The organism is Synechococcus sp. PCC 6717, from assembly GCF_022698185.1.
GTDB lineage: Bacteria > Cyanobacteriota > Cyanobacteriia > Thermosynechococcales > Thermosynechococcaceae > Thermosynechococcus > Thermosynechococcus lividus.
Genome location: NZ_JAKLTV010000005.1, coordinates 89073 through 107447, shown reverse-complemented (window position 1 = coordinate 107447; position 18375 = coordinate 89073). Strand labels below are relative to the sequence as shown.

19 protein-coding genes are annotated in these 18375 nt (G+C 53.8%); 6 read left to right on the top strand and 13 right to left on the bottom strand.

Annotated features, from left to right (window positions below; all coding sequences use genetic code 11):
- The first annotated feature begins 316 nt into the window (after window positions 1-316).
- Together bioD and L5470_RS05775 are read left to right on the top strand one after the other, a co-directional pair.
- The gene (gene bioD, locus L5470_RS05780) at window positions 317-1012 is read left to right on the top strand and encodes a dethiobiotin synthase (RefSeq protein WP_499498752.1); all 696 of its coding nucleotides are present in this window, start codon (window positions 317-319) and stop codon (window positions 1010-1012) included.
- A 26-nt stretch (window positions 1013-1038) separates the two neighbouring features.
- A complete protein-coding gene (locus tag L5470_RS05775; protein WP_099798364.1) occupies window positions 1039-1458 on the top strand; it encodes a heavy metal-responsive transcriptional regulator in 420 nt (139 codons plus the stop codon).
- A gap of 220 nt (window positions 1459-1678) precedes the next feature.
- Here the strand turns inward: L5470_RS05775 and dpsA are convergent, their stop codons facing one another.
- Window positions 1679-2209, bottom strand: coding sequence for a DNA starvation/stress protection protein DpsA (gene dpsA, locus L5470_RS05770; protein ID WP_499498749.1), 531 nt, complete (start codon window positions 2207-2209; stop codon window positions 1679-1681).
- 81 nt (window positions 2210-2290) lie between these two features.
- On the opposite strand from dpsA, the gene L5470_RS05765 reads away from it, so the two are divergent.
- Both L5470_RS05765 and aroB read left to right on the top strand, forming a co-directional pair.
- The gene (locus L5470_RS05765) at window positions 2291-2575 is read left to right on the top strand and encodes an Asr1405/Asl0597 family protein (RefSeq protein ID WP_198406148.1); all 285 of its coding nucleotides are present in this window, start codon (window positions 2291-2293) and stop codon (window positions 2573-2575) included.
- Between the two features lie 41 nt (window positions 2576-2616).
- A complete protein-coding gene (aroB, locus tag L5470_RS05760; RefSeq protein WP_099798362.1) occupies window positions 2617-3723 on the top strand; it encodes a 3-dehydroquinate synthase in 1107 nt (368 codons plus the stop codon).
- 18 nt (window positions 3724-3741) lie between these two features.
- Here aroB and L5470_RS05755 read toward each other — a convergent pair whose 3' ends face one another.
- The 5 genes from L5470_RS05755 to pilM all read right to left on the bottom strand — a co-directional run bounded on the left by L5470_RS05755 (window position 3742) and on the right by pilM (window position 9068).
- Window positions 3742-3975 carry a DUF7219 family protein gene (locus tag L5470_RS05755; protein WP_099798361.1) on the bottom strand — a complete coding sequence of 78 codons (234 nt, stop codon included), beginning with the start codon at window positions 3973-3975 and terminating at the stop codon, window positions 3742-3744.
- Window positions 3976-4136: 161 nt separating this feature from the next.
- Window positions 4137-6428, bottom strand: coding sequence for a secretin GspD/PilQ domain-containing protein (locus tag L5470_RS05750; RefSeq protein WP_499498746.1), 2292 nt, complete (start codon window positions 6426-6428; stop codon window positions 4137-4139).
- 144 nt (window positions 6429-6572) lie between these two features.
- Window positions 6573-7277: a pilus assembly protein PilO gene (locus tag L5470_RS05745; RefSeq protein ID WP_499498744.1), complete on the bottom strand. Its 705-nt coding sequence runs from the start codon at window positions 7275-7277 to the stop codon at window positions 6573-6575.
- A complete protein-coding gene (locus L5470_RS05740; protein WP_099798358.1) occupies window positions 7274-7972 on the bottom strand; it encodes a PilN domain-containing protein in 699 nt (232 codons plus the stop codon). Before L5470_RS05740 ends, L5470_RS05745 begins: the two co-directional genes overlap by 4 nt.
- A 16-nt stretch (window positions 7973-7988) precedes the next feature.
- A complete protein-coding gene (pilM, locus tag L5470_RS05735) occupies window positions 7989-9068 on the bottom strand; it encodes a type IV pilus biogenesis protein PilM (protein WP_499498742.1) in 1080 nt (359 codons plus the stop codon).
- Window positions 9069-9499: 431 nt separating this feature from the next.
- On the opposite strand from pilM, the gene L5470_RS05730 reads away from it, so the two are divergent.
- Complete coding sequence (locus L5470_RS05730) at window positions 9500-10249, top strand: LmeA family phospholipid-binding protein (RefSeq protein ID WP_499498740.1); 750 nt, start codon at window positions 9500-9502, stop codon at window positions 10247-10249.
- Here L5470_RS05730 and L5470_RS05725 read toward each other — a convergent pair.
- Window positions 10214-10885, bottom strand: coding sequence for a phosphoribosylanthranilate isomerase (locus L5470_RS05725; RefSeq protein WP_099798355.1), 672 nt, complete (start codon window positions 10883-10885; stop codon window positions 10214-10216). The genes L5470_RS05730 and L5470_RS05725 overlap by 36 nt on opposite strands.
- 101 nt (window positions 10886-10986) lie before the next feature.
- On the opposite strand from L5470_RS05725, the gene psaK reads away from it, so the two are divergent.
- On the top strand, window positions 10987-11238 hold the full coding sequence (gene psaK, locus L5470_RS05720) for a photosystem I reaction center subunit PsaK (RefSeq protein WP_099798354.1): 252 nt from the start codon (window positions 10987-10989) through the stop codon (window positions 11236-11238).
- On the opposite strand, the gene L5470_RS05715 is transcribed toward psaK, so the two are convergent.
- The 6 genes from L5470_RS05715 to L5470_RS05690 all read right to left on the bottom strand — a co-directional run bounded on the left by L5470_RS05715 (window position 11215) and on the right by L5470_RS05690 (window position 18146).
- On the bottom strand, window positions 11215-12168 hold the full coding sequence (locus tag L5470_RS05715; RefSeq protein ID WP_099798353.1) for a serine hydrolase: 954 nt from the start codon (window positions 12166-12168) through the stop codon (window positions 11215-11217). The genes psaK and L5470_RS05715 overlap by 24 nt on opposite strands.
- 9 nt (window positions 12169-12177) lie before the next feature.
- On the bottom strand, window positions 12178-13959 hold the full coding sequence (gene pyk, locus L5470_RS05710) for a pyruvate kinase (protein WP_499498737.1): 1782 nt from the start codon (window positions 13957-13959) through the stop codon (window positions 12178-12180).
- A 219-nt stretch (window positions 13960-14178) separates the two neighbouring features.
- Window positions 14179-15261: a tetratricopeptide repeat-containing glycosyltransferase family 2 protein gene (locus tag L5470_RS05705; RefSeq protein ID WP_499498735.1), complete on the bottom strand. Its 1083-nt coding sequence runs from the start codon at window positions 15259-15261 to the stop codon at window positions 14179-14181.
- A 17-nt stretch (window positions 15262-15278) separates the two neighbouring features.
- Complete coding sequence (gene murB / locus L5470_RS05700) at window positions 15279-16184, bottom strand: UDP-N-acetylmuramate dehydrogenase (protein ID WP_499498733.1); 906 nt, start codon at window positions 16182-16184, stop codon at window positions 15279-15281.
- Window positions 16181-17599 (bottom strand): UDP-N-acetylmuramate--L-alanine ligase, encoded by a 1419-nt coding sequence (gene murC / locus L5470_RS05695; RefSeq protein WP_198406218.1) that lies wholly within the window; start codon window positions 17597-17599, stop codon window positions 16181-16183. Before murC ends, murB begins: the two co-directional genes overlap by 4 nt.
- Window positions 17600-17978: 379 nt before the next feature.
- Window positions 17979-18146, bottom strand: coding sequence for a zinc ribbon domain-containing protein (locus L5470_RS05690; protein WP_499498731.1), 168 nt, complete (start codon window positions 18144-18146; stop codon window positions 17979-17981).
- Window positions 18147-18375: the final 229 nt, after the last annotated feature.

Sequence of the window (18375 nt, the reverse complement as noted above, 5' to 3'; positions counted from 1 at the left end):
ATTGGCTAGTGTTGAAAAACGCGAAACCACGAACCGAAACATAAACGTAGTCCCAATAGCAGAAATGCTTGAGGTGAGTAGGGGGTCTTTGACTGCCCCCACCCGCATTAAGTTGTGGGTGACAGCTCAAGGGAAAAGCGAAGCAACGCGGCTTCAGCCCGTTGCGTAGCATCCTTTGGGAATCCCCTCTCTTTCAAGGAGGGGAGAAGTCAAGAAATCTTATACCGCTCTATTCTAGAGATAGACAGCTATTGTGTTGCAGAGCGTTACATTTATTCACAAAACTTTGTCTTGTTGCTGTCGATAGGAGGGGGTTATCGAGCATCATTGTAAGTCACTACTCATTACCGGTGTTGACACTGGTGTAGGTAAAACCGTTATTACGACGGCGCTGTGGAGCTACGGGCAGCGGTATGCCCCTCAGCAGCAGTGGGGAATTTTTAAGCCGATGCAAAGCGGAACCGCCGTTGAGCCGGGCGATCGCCAGCACTACTGCGAGACCTTGCCCCTGAACCAAACCCCTGAAGAAGTGTGCCCCGTGAGTTTTGCTGCCCCCCTTGCGCCGCCCATGGCTGCACTGCTGGAAGAGCGGCAAATCGACTTAGTCCCAGTGTGGCAGACCTATGAGAAACTTCAGCAACGCTGCGATCGCCTACTCGTTGAAGGGATTGGTGGTTTGGGGTCACCCATTACGTGGGAGTGGACGGTGGCGGATTTGGCGGCAGCATGGCGCTTACCCATTGTATTAGTGGCAACGGTTCGCTTGGGAGCGATCGCCCAGATTGTGGCCAATGTTGCCCTTGCCCGCCAGTACAAGCTGGAACTGCGCGGCCTGATCTTGAACTGTGTCACCCCGTGCACTGATAGCGAGATCCAACAGTGGACACCACCACACTTCCTTACCCAGTTGACTCAAGTACCGGTACTGGGGGTTTTGCCCTATGGCACTCACTCCCCTGCAGATTTGGTGGCGATCGTGGCGGACTGGCCGCTCGACAACCTCTGGGGTTAAATATCCGGTCACTATAGGAGGGGCTTATGCAGGAGACCGCACAACGCATCGGTACAGTTGCCCAACACAGTGGCCTCCCCATTAAAACCATCCGCTACTACGCAGAGTTAGGCTTACTCAAAGTCAGCGGCAGAACAGAGGGGGGCTATCGGCTCTTCAGTGAGGATGTCTTTGTGCGCCTGAGCTTTATTAAGCGTGCCCAACACCTCGGCTTAACCCTTGCAGACATCAAAGAACTGCTAGACATTTACGATCGCGGTGAATTGCCCTGCGATCGCGTCAAGGAAAAGCTCGTGCAGCAGATAACAGCGGTGGAGCGGCAAATTCAACAGATGCAAGACCTCAAGCAGGAACTGCAAGGGCTTCTGCACGGTTGGTCAACCATTCCCCGGCCATCTGAGCACACGATTTGTCCCATTCTGCAGCAGCGGCTCTCAGGTGCTTAGCGCTATATCCGGGGAAAATTAAAGATCATTTTGGCACTATATTGCAAATATCTTTCAATTAGGCTAAGCTCAAAAATGAAAAAATAATTCAAAAAAAATCCCCCCACTAGGGGGGCAAAGGTTCGTGCGTTTCTTGAAGCGGTTATGGGTAAGGGTCAACAAACTAAGGAAAAAATGGCAGCATACAAAGCTAGGGGAGGCCACTCCTTGCTTTATCCGATTATCCCTTTAGACTGTCGTTGGCAAGGAAGTGGGCAATATGGTAGGCACGCTCTTCGGTTTTGAGCAGGATTTGATCGTAGAGGTAAGCAGTGGCGCGATCGCCCAAGGACTCCGCCTGCGTTGCCTGTTGCCGCAAAATTTGTATTACCGCCTGTTCCGCCGCCAGATCGTGGCTCAGCATGTGTCGGCAGCTAAATGCCCCTTCCGACTCAGGGCTGAAGCAACACAGGGCAGCCAACTGCTCAAAGCCTGCCACGGGAACACCTCCTAAGCCATTCAGGCGTTCCCCTAAATCGTGAACGTGCCCCTGCACCTGCTCGTAGCAATGTTGGAAAAACTCGTGTAGTTGGTAAAACTCCGCACCCTCCACCACAAAATGATGTTTTTGATACTGCAAGTACAAGGCTTGAAAACTGGCCAAGAGTCGATTCATGCCTTCGCAAACGGGAGTCGTCGTGCTGCGATCCAGCAGGACAACAGTGTCAACCATGTCGCCAAACCCTTGGCGAGGCAGTGTCGTCGTAGTCATGGGGATAGGCTCCTAAACGGCAGGACTTACCCCCATACTAAGTGAGCCTAGGGCTGTTTTCAACAATGGAGTACTTATTGAATGTCTATAAACCCCATAGTTATTGCAGTTAACTGGCAACTACGCTGGAGCATCTACCAGCGACTGACCCTGTTGGGCATTTCCTGCCGCTATGCGCCCCATCAACCCCTTGAAGTAGAGGTGCACTCACCCACCACCGCCCTGTATATTTGGTCAGTGGTACGGCAACTGACGGCTGATCGTGCTACCTTGGTAAATTGGTTAGAGCGCTGCTGGCAGCTTCAGGACATTCCCCCTAGCCTTAACAACTGGGGAGGTGGGGAGCCGACCTCACTCAACTCTTGATTTGCCCGTTGAGCCAATGCACCCACCGCGGCAATTGTGCAATGACGACCCTAATTCCCGTTCCTCTCCCTCATCAGTCCTACTGCATTGCGATTCGTGCCGGCAGCCGCCTAGCCTTACCCCAGCTTTTGGCGGAACACACCCCACTCAGGCCAAATGCACCAGCGCTGATTGTCTCGAACCCGCAAATTTGGCGGCACTACGGTTGTGCGATTCAAGCGGTACTAGAGGAGCACGGCTGGCAGGTAACTCCCTGCGTGTTGCCCGCAGGCGAGCGGTATAAAACCTTAAAAACCCTTCAGAAAATCTATGATGCAGCCTTAGCTCAGCGTCTAGAGCGGGGATCTACGCTTTTTGCCTTGGGTGGCGGCGTCATTGGCGATATGACTGGTTTTGCTGCGGCAACGTGGCTACGGGGAATTGCGGTGGTTCAAATCCCCACCAGCCTGTTAGCCATGGTCGATGCCGCCATCGGGGGTAAAACTGGGGTTAACCACCCCCAAGGGAAAAATCTGATTGGGGCGTTTCATCAGCCGCGCTTAGTCGTGGTCGATCCAGAGGTGCTGGCCACGCTGCCACCACGGGAGTTTCGTGCCGGTATGGCTGAGGTGATTAAGTATGGTGTCATTTGGGATCCCCAACTATTTGAGCTATTGCAATCCCTCCCCCGCTTAGATCGCATCAGTGCTCTTTCGGTGGATCAACTAGCGTCTATTCTCCAGCACTCCTGTCAGGCCAAGGTTGATGTCGTTAGCAAAGATGAACGGGAAGCAGGACTGCGGGCTATTTTGAACTATGGCCATACCATTGGCCATGCCCTTGAAAGCATGGGGCAATACCGGGTGTTTAATCATGGGGAAGCGGTGGCTGTGGGGATGGTGGCAGCCGGGGAGTTGGCGATCGCCCTTGGCTACTGGTCTGAGACCGAGGCAGCCGCCCAGCGGCAATTAATCCACAAAGCAAACCTACCTACTACTATCCCGAGCCAGTTTGATGTGCATGGATTAGTTGCCCTGCTGCAGCACGACAAAAAGGTACACTCACAAAAAGTACGCTTCATCCTGCCTACCGCCATTGGCCATGCTGAGATTGTTGAACAGGTGCCCAGTGAGTTAATTCTGGCCACCCTCAAAACGCTGCAACGCTGATCTATCACCGACAGTGCCTTAGTCAGGGAGATCTTCTAGAGACAACCCCTTTTTGCTGGCCTTGAGTTGCTTCCAGAGCACGCTTATCTGGTCGAAGGCGTCTTGGGGCGAGATCTTGCCACTGGTTTCTAGGCAGGCAATATAGCTAACTTTGGTGGCAAATTCCTGTAAATTGGCATTAAACACAAAATTGGCAGGCGTAAAGTCGCCGTGATAGGGACGTTGGCAATGTAAAAAATCGTATCTATTCATGATGTCTTATCCTGGTGCTCTTATGGCTTAACCTCGCCTTAACTCTATTTTAACCAAATATTTCCGAATGCCTGTAGCACACTGAACACTCCACTAAAAAGACTAAAAAGCCCCACCTTCGTTCAAAGGTGAGGCACCACAAAAGCAAGGCTAGCCATCTACTATGGCTGCATTATGCGGTTTTGAATATTGGGGGGCATACTGTTAGGGCTAGGGGAGTACTGATAGCCATAACCGGCATTTTGGGAGTCATCCACAATTTTCGGCGTGACCATCACCACTAGCTCGTTTCGCTGGCGCTGATTGCTTTCGCGCCGGAAGAGCCGCCCCAGGAGGGGAATATCGCCCAAGATCGGAATTTTAGTTACCAGTGACCGGTCTTGATCTTGGATAATCCCAGCCAAAAGCAAGGTTTGCCCATCCCGCAGGCGAATCCGTCCCGACTCCATGCGCCGCTGCGACAAGAGAGTGCCGGTAGAGGGGTTGGCAACGCCCGGAAAGACAACGGAGTAGGTACCGCTGGGAGCACTCACCTCGGGGGACAGTTGCAGGGTTACAAAACCATTGTCATCAATCTGATCCACCGTGACGTTAAAGATAACCCCGGCCGGACGAATAATAGGGGTAATGGTGGTTGCTGCAACCGCTGCACCACTACCGGTTCCAGTGGTACTCGCTTGGGACTGAATCCCCGAGAAGATTTCTTGGGTCAGGTTCACCTGCGCGGCACTTCCTTCTTGGATGACAAGGGTAGGATTCGTCAGAATCGTGGCATTACCGGTTTGGATAGATAACTGAAGCTGGGCAAAAAAGTTACTCAGGGCTTGCCCCACCCCTAAACCAGGTACTGAAAACCCCGGCACACCCACTCCCGGCAATACAAATTGTTGCGGCGGGGCAGTCTGATCATTGACGATGTTGCCAGCGCCATCGAGCGTAACGGTTCGCTCTGGCCCCAGTAAAAATCGCTCCGGTGGGAAGGCGACGGGGGGTTGGATCACTTGTCCGCCGGGAACCCCACTAGGTAAGGTGCCCCGCTGCACGGTTAGACCGGTGGCATCAAAAATTGCCCCAAAGAGGGAGGAGCCAAAGTTAGTGACTAAGTCAGCGTTGGCGGTGCGCCCGCGCAGAAGGTTCACATCAATGAACTTCACGTTCACCATGACTTGGCGTTTGCGCACATCGAGCTGCTGAATGAGCTGGGTCGCAATTTCTACTTTTCGCGGAGTGCCCACGAGGGTAATTGTATTGGTGCGCGGGTCGCCCATGACTTCTAGGCCGCGCAGGAGAGTACCGCGACACACTTTCTCAAGGTTCGCACCGGCAACGTTAAAGTTAACGGTTTCGTCACAGGCGGGTGCGTTCGGGGCGATCGCTACATCCCGCAGGTTAGCGCCATACATCTCCAACAGTTGCACGGCACCGAGTTGAATATCAATCTCGCCCATGGTGGACTGCCGCACAACCGAGGTTTCTGCCGTTGCACCAGCACTTCCGCCACTGCCACCAGTACCAACCCCAGCTACCGAGCCACCGGTCTGGGCGATAGAAATCTGTTGCCGAGTGTTGCCCGCCAGACCAAAGACCCGCATTTGATTCAGGCGTATGGTTCGGACAATGCGGTTCTGGGCATCAGGGGGTAAAAACTGACCAACAAAGATGGTTCGCCCTTGGCGATTTGCCTTCAGGTTCGCCACCCGCAGGACATAGTTAAACACATCCTGTACAGACTCATTTTCAATGTCGAGGGAAATGGTGGTTCCGCCAGCATCCCCATTGCCCTCCGGAAAGACGACGTTCATCCCTGCAGCCCGAGCAAGGAGCGACAATACTTCGCGAACGGGGGCTTCCCGCAGCAGTAGGCGGGGAATGCGCTCATTGGTTGCCAACGACACAACGTCAGGATCAGCGTTGATAGGGCTAACGAGCATATCGCCAACGGGGGGAGCCACTGCTCGGGGTAAAAAGGGTGGCACTGCCCCAGCACTGGGAGGCATTGCCATCGGCTGTCCTGTCGGGGGAACTTGCGGGCCAGCAGGGCCTTGGGCAGTAATAAAATTCATTTGCAGGCCATCGCGTCCCTCCCGGATCACTTCGGCAATGGGGGCAGCACTAATGCCATTGACTAACACCCGAATGGTTTGGGCATCGAGTTGCACCACTTCCACCGAAGAAATGCCCGGCGCAGGATTATCTTGACGAAATGCCCCTCCCTGAGGGAGCCGCAGTTGACTGTTGGGAATATCTGCTAAGGATGTGTTGCCGCGATTAATGGTAAAGACCGCTGGCCGCACATTGCCTTGAATGTTGAACAGGAGTTGAATGCCGTTAGGTGCCGTCACAAGACGAATCCCAGTAATTTCAGTACTGGTTGCCAAGGTTGGCGTTTGACTTGCGGCAATGATGGCCGTTGTGGCCACCCCCAAACCAAGACGATGTAATAGCTGACTCACGATGCTTGACTCCTCACAAATGCCACCAAAGTTTTGGAAGAATTATTGCTGCTTGTTTTTGCCGACGCTGTTGAACTCACTCCTAAAAAAGTACGTTACCTCCTGTGATACCATTCGCTACTGCTGTGGCTGCTGTTGTTGCTCTTACTGCTGCTGCTGTTCACCCCCCTGTTCAGGTGGCGGTGCCAACGCAGCAATTTCCTCGGGAGTCAGGGGAACATAGGCCATGAGCTTGAAGGTGCAAATGACTTCCCCAGGCTTATCGGTGACTCGCTCCATTGTTAAGTTATTGATTACAAGAAAGTTTTGTTGTTGATCAATTTTTTGCATAACTGCAACAACATTCGCGAAGTCACCTTGAATGGTAACGTTGGTCACCTGTCGTTTTAGTTTGGCATTTAATTCGGGGCCAAGGGAGCCATCTTGGACAATTCCTGAAGCTGCACTGTCCGGTTCAAAGCTGTTTAGCTGAGCGCCGCTGTTGAGGATGAGACGATTGATGTCTAACAGCAGGGTGTTCAGGGCATCTTGGGTGGCAAACAGAGAGCGGACATCGGTATTTTCTGCTTTAGCGCGTTCTAGGGAAGCGATGACATCGTTTAGCTGCTTGAGGATGACTTCTCGCTGGGAGAGGTCGTTTTCCTGCTGGGTAATTTCTAGCTGCAATTTAGTCGCTTCCTCCGCTTTTGGAGCAATTAATAGTGTTGCTAGGTAAACGGCTCCCCCTAAGCCCACAAGGGCAATTAAAATACCACTGACAACCGGGGTAAGGGTGACCCCAAACAATGTGGGATAATTTGGCGCAGAGTCTTGAATCGGCGGCCCACCAAAATCACCAGTTAGGGTCATTGCTCTACGACTCCTTTTTCCTTGAGAAACTGAATGCGTGCCACTAAGCCTTCCACGCCATTGGCGGCCAGCTCTTCGAGCAGATCGGAGGCCGGAACCGAGGCGATCGCCGTTTTAATGCTGAAGGAGACCTCTACCGCCGTCTCTTCATTTGCTTTTCCCATGCGATCTGCTTTTACAAGTTGGGTAGCACTTCCGTCAAAGAAGGGGGAACGGTTTTGCAACAGCAGGAGGAACTCACTGACATCCTCAAAGGAGACTGCCGCCCCTTCAATGGTCAGCTCATTGCCCTTCTCCCCACCTTGGGTAATACGAGTAATTTGCAGTCCGGCTGGGATTTGAGTGGCCATATTACGCATCACTGCTGACCACGGTTTGACTTGGTTGAACACCGTTGCCAAGGCTTTGGTTTCTGCCTGAATGCGATCGGTCTCTTTCTTGAGTTCATCCATGCGCTGGAGATCCGGGGAAATGGCCGCTAAGCGGTCTTGGATACTTTGCTGCTTGGCCTTGAGCTGGTTCAACCACATTTCGGCGCCTATAGAGCCAAGAAGTGCTAGCCCCACAAAGAAGATGGCGGCCACACCACCAATAATGATAGGCACATTGCTGGCACCCCCAGCGGCAGGCGTTGCGGCGGCCATGCCACCAATTTCGGGGCGTTCTTTTAGGAGGTTAATCTCGACTGAGTACATGGGGATGCTCCTGAAGTTAGGCTCCGCGTAGGCTCAAGCCAATGACTGTGCCAAGGGCAGGACGTTTTTCTAAGGGTATCTCTTCTGGGGTTTGCAACCCTAACAGGGAAATGGGATCCACAACGGTGGCTGAATAATTGAGCCGTTGGCTAAAGAACTCATCGATTTGGCCAATGCTCGCGCCTGGTCCGGCCAGCAGCAGTTGCGACACTTCGAGGCTTTCGCCTTGGTTGAGGTAAAAGTCGATGGAGCGGCGAATTTCATCTGCTAAATCCGTCAGTACTCGCAGGATGGCTGCACCACTGGGGTTGAGAGCACCTGTGACATCCATGGGTTCAAGGGGCACTGTCAAGTTTTCAATGAGGTCAACCCCCATAGAAGGGGGCAAATTCATGGCACGACTGATGGCCTCCTGCATCTGATCCTTGCCAATGGGGACTTTGCGATTGAACTGGGGGATGCCATCTTTGACAATGCTAATTTCGGTGCCTTCATCGCCAATATCGATAATTGCGGCGGCTTCACCCACAAACTGTTGCAGTGAGTCCCTGAGGGTACGCATGAGGGCAAAACTGGTGACTTCAAGGGCGGTGAGTTGCAGTCCTGCTTGGGAAAAGGTGTTGATGTAGGCATCAGTGACATCCCGGGGGGTGCCCACCAGCAAAATTTCTACGCGCTCAATGCCGTCTTCATCAAGGGAACTGCCGAGCTTTTGGTAATCGACATCCGCTTCTTCCCGCGGAAAGGGGAGGTAAAGGGGAGCTTCCTGCATCAGCACCACCTCCCGTAGCTCATAGTCGGGTAGCTCCGCAGGCAAGCGAATCAGGCGAATGACGGCCTCATTCATGGGGATAGCACTGATGACCTCTTTTTGTTTAATGCGCTTGTCTTCAATCCCTTGGCGAATGGCATCGGCAACCGCTACGGTGTCAATGATTCGACCTTCAACGATGGCACCTTCACTGAGGGGAACTGAGACAATGGCACTCGCCTTGAGACCCTGCTTCTGCCGCTGGACTTGGACAATATTGACCCGCTCTGGGGTGAGTTCAATCCCCAAGCCTTGCTTTGTTTTTGCAAATAAGTTCCCAAACACAATATCACCCACACTTGGACGTGAATAGTCAAGTTTGCGTCAATGCGCTGCGTGAAGAGTGAGGTGCCGCAATCCACCCTATAAGTCCCAGCCCATTGAGTTCCGAGGGGTGTGGGGGCGAAACCTGTCGCAGTGAAATCTGACGCAATGACATTGGCGCGAATCCCTTGCTAGGGTCATCATAACCAATGGGCATCGGGTCTTTCCAAGGGATTGGTATGGTTCATTAACTGGTTTTATTCATAACTGAGCGATCGCCTAAGCCCTCAATTGACAAGGGTTGAGGCTCTTTTGTTGCCACAAAAAAAGTGGCCTACGGGTAACTTTTTGATCTGGCCTAGCCCACTTTGTAACGATGACGATGTTGCCTTAGATTGTTAAGGGATTTTTACTGCCCACTGTGGTGTGAGGGTTTAAGCCTGATGTCGCCTATGTCCCCACGTGTTGTGAGCGATCGCCCCGCTGTTGAAACTGTTGAGGCACCAGAGCTTGGCGATCGGGGACTGATTCCTCGGGTGCTGGTGCCGGCCTTGCGCTGGTGGCTGCTGTCGCAACTTGATGGGGCTGAGGGGCTAGAGATGGATCTAAGGGTGGGCGATCGCCAACTGCTGCGAGGGCAGTTGCCCTTCGTGCGCTTAGGTGCAACGGTGGCCAGCTATCGTGGTATTCTACTGCGGCAAGTGGCGGTACAGGCAGAGCACATTCGCATCAACTTAGGGCAAGTGGTGCGGGGCAAGCCCCTCAAACTTTTAGCACCAGTGCCGGTTGAGGGCGAACTGATGGTCACCCAAGCGGATCTGCAAGGGTCTGTTGACTCACCCCTGTTGCAATCGGGGTTGCGCTCTCTACTAAGGCACCTACAAAACGAGGGACTGGGAAAAGCAGGGGTTAATCTCAGGGAGTGGCAGATGGTTAGTGCTGCGGTTACCCTGGGAACGGAGCAGCTTGATCTGGCCTTTACGATGCAAACTGCCCAGCAGCAGCAGGCGTCTTGGATTTGTACCACCGGCATCCGGCTAGAGGATGAGCGAACCCTGTGCCTGCACCGCCTACAGTGGCAGGGGGAGGCCACAGTCCATCCTCCGGTCACAATTGATTTGGGAGCAGGGGTTGCCCTCCAAGAGCTATCGCTTCAGGCCGGCATCCTAAGAGTGCGGGGTAGGGTTTGCATCTACCCCTAGGGCTTTTAAGAGAGCCGCCACGCGCCCTAAGTCCTTGATTCCGGGGCTGACCTCCACCCCACTAGAAAGATCGATGCCGTGGGGGTGGGTTTGGGCAATGGCTTGGCGGCAATTTTCTGGGGTGATGCCACCGGCCAGCCACCATGGGCAGGCAATACTCAGGTGTTGCAGTAACCGCCAGTCAAAGGGGGTGCCTGTGCCTCCCAATTGCTGGGGATGGTAAGCATCTAGGAGTAGCCGAGTTACATAGGGGATGTAGTGGGGAATGCTCTCTAGGGTGTCTTTGGATTTGACCCGCAAGGCTTTAATGATCTGCACGTGGGGATAGTGTTGCTGCACCTGCTGGCAAAAGGCAGGGGACTCGTGGCCATGGAGTTGGACGGCCTTGATGTTGCTGCGGTGGATGAGGCTGTCTAGCGCTTCAAGGGTTGGATTGGCCACAACGGCAACCGTTAACACCGTCTCCGGCAACTGCTGAGTGATCGCCGCAATGGCGGGCGGTGGAATATAGCGGGGGGAACTGGGAACGCAAATAAACCCAAGGGCGCTGACTCCCATCTGGGCGATCGCCACCGCTTGTTCTGCCCGGGTGAGACCGCAAATTTTGACCGCGATAGCGTCAAGATCATTGAACATTTGTAACAGGATGCACCGTTTTGTGAACAATTACCGAGGCGGGTTCGCTGGTTCCGTATAATTCATGGGCAATTGTACTCATCTTAGGAGGAACGGTTCCAATGGTGTTAGCCACTCTTCCCGATACAACTTGGTCACCTGCGGTTGGCTTAGTGGTCATTCTGTGTAACTTGTTCGCGATCGCCATTGGTCGCTATGCCATTCAATCACGGGGGAAAGGCCCCGGCTTACCTGTGTCGTTGCCCGCACTGTTTGAAGGCTTTGGGCTGCCAGAACTATTGGCCACCACTAGCTTTGGTCACCTGTTGGCCGCCGGTGTGGTCAGTGGCCTACAGTACTCCGGTGCCCTCTAAGGAAGGAATACCCGCAGCAATATGACGGGAGATGAAGGGTAACACCTCAGTATTTGTGCTGGCACTCCGGTGGTCGATAAACACGACTAAGGTGTAAGGGCACTGCCCCGGCAGTTCAATGTAGGCAGCATCATGGCGCACCCAACTGGTTAACCCGGCCTTTGACCACAGCGTGGCTCCCTGAGGTAACCCTTCTCCCAAAAAGCCCTGCACTTGGTTTTCAGGATCTGCAGCGAGTGCCTCTGGGTCTAAGGAGCGCTGCATCAATGCCAGCATGGCTTGGCTGGCTGCCCCAGACACTGCCACCCCCCCAACAATACTGTGGAGTAGCTTCGCCGTTGCATCGGTGGTGAGGCGATTCCGATTCTGGCGATCGCTGCCGACAAAGTCCTGTTCGCGCCCATAGGGGCCATCACACCAGGTTTTTTGATTGACGTTAATGGCCGCCAATTCTGGCCACCCTAAGGACTGAAAGTAACGATTGACAATATTGCGCTGATACTGCCACGTCCGAAAGGGTTCTGGCGGCAAGCACGGGCCACTGGTGGTGCCGCTCAACATATCCACCACCAGCCCCGTTGCATCATTGCTAGAGTCCACAATCATATCTCGCATGGCTCGCTCTAGCTCTGGGTCGGGCTTGAGCATTCCATTGTGTAGCCATTCATAGCAGGCCACTAAGTAAAAGAGTTTGACAATGCTGGCCGGGTAAAAGGGCACATCCCCGCGATAATTGGCGCCGGGGACAGTGTATTGCCAAAACTCTGCGGCGGTTAARGCCCCCCCTGTATTTACCGGAATGGGCGGTGGATACACCAGTAGGGTGAGGGCAATGTCTTGCTGCCCTAGCCATGGAAACTGCTGCCATGTGGCTTGCAGCGTGCGGGTTACCAGCTCCGTCAGGTAGGTATTCGCCTGAAAAAATAGCATTTCTTTCCCCTACTCTGGCGATCGCTGGGTTATGCCAACTGCCCCTGAATAGACGAGACCGCGCTCGACATCCATGGTCAAAATTGTGCCCTCGCGAATCAACTGGGTGGCATTTTTCACCCCCACAATCACGGGAATGCCCAAGCGCAACCCAAGGACGGCGGCATGGCTGGTGAGGCTGTCGTCCTCGGTAATAATCCCCGCCGCCTTGCGGATGGCCTCCACTAAATCGGCACTCGTGCGGGGTGCCACCAGAATTTCGCCACTATTAAAGGTACGCACAGGGCTACCATCGTGCACCACCCGCGCTGGCCCACTCACCGACCCATGGCCAATGCCACAGCCACGGCCCATCACTGAGGTCACCAATTCCACCTTAATCATGTCTGTAGAACCGGAGACCCCTTGCAGCGTGCCAGCGGTCATCACCACTAAGTCTCCTTCCGCCAGTAATCCCCGTTCTTGAGCGGCATTAATGGCGGCTTGAAAGGACTGCCGCATCGAGGGATGATCCAAGGTCAGCAGGGGTTCTACCCCCCATACCAACTGTAGTCGTCGCGCCACCTCAATATGGGGAGTGGCGGCCAAAATGGGGATCTGGGGTCGAAATTTCGAGACATTGCGGGCCGTTGCCCCACTTTTGGTTTGGGTAATAATGGCCTTGGCGTGGAGTTGAGCGGCCACCTGCCCCACCGCTTGACTAATGGCATTGGGAATCGATCGCCCCCCTAACGGATCAGTGCTGGGTTGGCGCAGTTGGGGCTGGTTATCAATACGGGCGGCAATAGTGGCCATCATTTTCACCGCTTCTACAGGGTACTCCCCCATGGCGGTTTCGTTAGAGAGCATCACCGCGTCAGTGCCGTCAAGGATAGCATTGGCAACATCAGAAATTTCAGCACGGGTAGGGCGGGGGCTTTTCACCATGCTATCGAGCATTTGGGTGGCCGTAATCACCGGAATTCCTAGGCGGTTGGCAGCGGCAATCAGGCGTTTTTGCAGGATGGGCACCTCCTCCGCCGGCAGTTCGACCCCCAAATCGCCTCGCGCCACCATCACGCCATCGCACAACGAAAGAATGGCATCCATTTGCTCAATGGCTTCGTGCTTTTCAATTTTGGCAATGACGGGCACCTGCTTACCCTGATTAGCAATCAACTCCTTAATTTCCAGCACATCTTGGGGGTTGCGGACAAAACTGAGGGCAACCCAGTCCACCCCCTGATTCAGACCAAACATGAGGTCATCGCGATCTTTTTCTGTGAGTGCCTTAATTGAGAGATAAACCCCCGGAAAATTCACTCCCTTAGAATTGGACAGCGGCCCCCCCACAACCACTCGGCAGTGCAGTTCCCCAGCGGTTTTGTCCACTTCCTCCACCACCATTTCCACTCGGCCATCATCCAGCAGAATGGTTGCTCCGGCGGGAACCTCTTGGGCAAGGGGAGGGTAGGTAATGGAGCTAATCTGCTGGTTGCCCATGAGAATGCGACTTGTCAAGGTGAAGCGATCGCCCCGCTTGAGGGAAATTGAACCATTCTCAAACCGGCCTAGGCGAATTTTGGGGCCTTGCAGGTCTTGCAGGATACCGACGGGTTGCCCTAGTTCGTAGGAAATTTGTCGAATCAGGCGAATACTGCGCTGATGATCATCGTGGGTGCCGTGGGAAAAGTTGAGGCGAAGCGTAGTGGCTCCCGCTTGGATGAGGGCACGGAGCTTATCGGGCTGACTCACAGCGGGGCCAATGGTGGCAACAATTTTGGTGCGACGTTTCAACGGCTGGTTGGACATAGTCACTTCATGATTTAAGCCTCAACAGATTACCGTATTTTGCAGAATGCTGAACCACTGGTCATGGCAACCCCTTGACTGATGGGCATCTGATCGGCACTGTCTGATTCTTTATATGCTACTAGCCTACAGCGATTGTTTACCCTTGCCTACGAGCATTACTGCACTAGAGCAAACCAACTGGTCGTTGACTGGGCACGTTGTATTAGAACACGTGACTCAACCGTTGAGGAGTCCCATCGCCTGTAGCTCTTGACGTAGGCGGTCAGCTTCTGGGGGATGTTGCTGCTGCCAAAGATCAATCGCCGTTTGTAGTTTTTCGAGGGCGGCGTGAACGTGCCCTAAACGCAGGAGTAAGGCACCTTGGTTTTGATAGGCCAACGCAAGGGTGGGATCAAGGGCTTGCAGGCGATCGTAGGTGGTTAAGGCATCCCCCCACCGTTTCAAGTGCTTTTGGGCATCAGCTAACCGCAGGTAGGTGGCTACGTGGCTCAGGGGAGGGGTTGGGGTGTTCAGGGCGGCCTCATAGGCTGCAATCGCCTCAGCCCACTGTTGTTGGGCACTATAGAGGTTGCCCTGGTGGTAGTAGAGTTCGTAGGTGACGCTGGCGGGGCGATCGCTAGCGTTGAGGCCTTGGGTAATACAGGTCTGGGCGCTAGCAAAATCGCCTTCGGCTAAATACACCCCTGCTAGTTTACTCCAGAGGTAGGTATCCTCAGGGTGCTGGCGGAGATAGTTGGCCATGATGCGCTTGGCACGCTCGTGCTTTTGTTGCCGCTGTGCCCCTAGGTAGCCCGAATGAACGATGGCCACTGCGTTCACTTGGCCAACCTGCCAGTGAGGCTCTCGCTGCTGGAGTGCCAAGACGCTATCGTCGATGGTTTCGTGGTAAGGTCGCTGAAAATAGATCTGAGGATGACAACGAAACAGCCTTGACACGTAGGAATAGGGAGGCACCACACCCAATTCCTGCCGCAGCAGGGTAACAGCTAACCACTGGGGCTGTTGGCAAATTGTGGGCAAGGCCTGAACCATCGCTGGTGTCAGGGTTTCATCGGCATCTAGAACCAGCACCCAATCGCTGTGGACATACTTGAGGGCAGCATTACGAGCGGCGGCAAAGTCCTCTTGCCACGGATAATGATAGACCTGCGCTCCCCATGCTTGGGCGATCGCCACGGTCTCATCTTGAGAGCCTGTATCGACAATTACTATTTCATCCACTGCCTCAGCAACACTGGCAAGGCAACCCCCTAACCGTGCTGCCTCGTCCCGCACAATCATGCAAAGGGCAATCGACATAAACTAATTAGAACTAATTAAGAAAATTCACCAACAAGCTGAACTTCCGGGCTGAGCCAAACCGCCCAGCGATCGGCCACGGCAGTTTGAACATAGCGAATTAATTGATAGACCTCTAGAGCCGTTGCACCACCACAGTTAAGGATAAAGTTGGCGTGCTTCTCAGACACTTGGGCACGACCCAGTTGATACCCCTTCAGACCCGTTTGCTCAATCAGCCAACCCGCGGTTCGTTCTCCCGGATTCCGAAAGACACTACCACAGTTGGGTAAGTGATAGGGTTGGGTGCGCAGGCGATCGTTCAGGTATTTTTGCGTCGTCGCCTTCACGTGATTGGGATCATGGCCAGGTTCCAGTTGCCATGTTGCCTGCAGCACCAGCCGCTGAGTGCCCTGTAACGCAGAGGTGCGATAGTGATACTCCAGCTCACGGGGCGACAGAACCGAAAGGCCACCATCCGCTTCAAGTACTAACGCAGAGACTAACCGCTCCGCAGTGCAGCCGCCATGGGCACCCGCATTCATGACCACAGCTCCGCCCACACTCCCCGGAATACCCACAATCCACTCCAGTCCGCGCCAGCCTAACTTAGCAGCATAGTGCGCCATTTTGGGCAGCGGGTAGCCTGCCCCCACCGTAATTTGACCACTTTCAGGATCAGCTTTAAGATAGCGGAGATATTTGGTCGAAATAACCAGCCCCGCCACCCCTTGATCACTAATCAGCAAATTGGAGCCTGCCCCCAGTACCGTAATCGGCAGGTCTTTGTGCTGTGCCCACTGGTAGGCTATCTGTAGCTCAGACACGGTTCGTGGCTCAACAAACCACTGAGCGCACCCCCCCACGTTGAGGGTTGTCAAATTGGCAAGGGGGACATGGGCTTGCAATGGACAGCCGGTATCGGGAAGATACTGAACAGTCATAGGGCGATCGCCTCAGGCAGGGGAGATAAACGTTCTTGATCAGCCATAATGTCCGGAATCAGTTGATTCAAGTTACCTGCCCCCAAAAACACCACAAGATCCCCTGGTTGCAGAAGCGTGCCCAAATAGGCTTGCACCGCTTCCATCGTGGCGCAGTAGCTAACGGCTGCATGATACTGGCGGGTACACTCGGCCACATCCATACCGCTGATGGTGCCGGGATCAGGCTCACCCGCGCTATAAATATCAGTGAGAATCACCTGATCGGCAGCACTAAACGCTTGACCAAAGGCATCGAGAAAGGCTTGGGTACGGCTGTAGCGATGGGGCTGAAACACGGCCACCAGTCGCCGCCATGGCGAATGACTGCCCACCTGTAGTCGCGCTGCCGCTAGGGTGGCCATAATCTCACTGGGGTGGTGGGCATAGTCATCAATAAAACGAATGCCGTTGACTTGCCCCCGTTCCTCAAACCGTCGCCGCGCCCCCATAAACTCGAGCAGTGCTGCGGCGATCGTGGCAAAGTCAATGCCAAGGTAGCGACCCACCGCAATAACTGCCAAAGCATTTTGGAGATTGTGCGCCCCTAAAACATTGAGTTGCAAAATGCCAAGGGAGGTTCCTCGCTCCCACACCCGGGCGGTCGTTCCATGGGAGCTGTAATAAACATGATCAACACAATAATCAACACCCTCTTGGCGCTGGAGGCTATAGGTCAGCAGGCGCGGATGACACAGGCGATCGCGCACATTGGGGCAATCAGCACAGCCAATGACAATATCCGCTTGGTTAGCAAACTGTTGAAAGGTATTCAAGACCTCTTCAAGGGAAGTGTAATGATCGGGGTGGTCTAGCTCAATATTCGTAATTACGCCAATGTGGGGATGAAACTTCCGCAGGGAGCCGTCGGACTCATCAGCCTCTGCCACCAAATAGCGGCCTTGACCCACGCGGGCATTGCCCTGCCAAGCCGCCACTTCACCGCCAACAATGATTGTCGGGTCTAACCCAGCCCGCAACAGAAGATAAGCAATCATGCTGCTGGTGGTGGTTTTACCATGGGTACCCGCCACGGCAATGCTGTGACAGCGGTGCATTAAGGCCGCTAAAACATCGGAGCGGTGAAATATTGGGCAATTCAGTCGCTGAGCCGCTTGATACTCAGGATTGTCGTCGCGAATGGCAGTGGAGCAAATAATTTGTGGTAGATCAGGATAGGGATAGGCCTCCAAATTACTAGCTGCTTGGCCAATAAACACTTGTACCCCAAGTTCAGACAACTGCTCAGTGAGGCGATTACTGCGCAGATCCGATCCAGTGACCGTAAACCCCTGTTTCGCCAGAATGTAAGCAAGAGCTGACATCCCAATACCACCAATGCCAATGAAGTGGAATGGACGGTGATTAAACTCCATCACTGGCTGACCCACAGACAACTCCTCACTCCCACCACAATTAACTTATAGATACTTATCAATAGGTATAAACCCTCAGGCTCATCATAGCAGGTGCTCCTCAGCGCCTATGGGCTAATACTGGCAGATCTAAGCAAAATATGTAACCCTCAGTGAGTAATTTTTTCGGTAGTCCTAAAAAATGGAGTGATCGAGACGTAGAGTCTCACTGCGCTTTGGTTCCCTGCCTATCGGTTCTAGGTGTGCCCCATCCCATGCGTCATTGCCACTGCTGCCACCCTGAAGGGGTTTGGTCTTACGTTAGCGCTCCGCGCCGCTAAGGCGATCGCTCCACAGGTTGACACCGTGTGTCCCACGGCCAAACTGTTTATCGCTGCATTCATACATTCATATCTCTGTCATGGTGCGCCGCACACGTGGGACAGTCCCACTCCCGTATATCCAGCGGCAACCGCTCAACGATGTGACCACAATTTCCACAGCGTTTAGAACCGGGAAACCAGCAGTCGATGTTGCAAGGGAACGCTGCTGACTTCAATGAAGTCATTTGTGGCCAAGACTTTGGCTGAGAACTAATTGCTCAACGTGCTCTTTTCCGCCAGATGTCTGAGGTATATCAATCACGTACCCAGAGCACACCAACGAATTTTAGTTTATCGAACCCGGGAACTACCCCAGTCATCTTCATGGCCAATCCTTTCCTGCCCTGTGCACATGGAGCACCGATCGCTAGTGAGCGACTTGGTTACACTGGTAATTGTTTGGAATCATCAGCC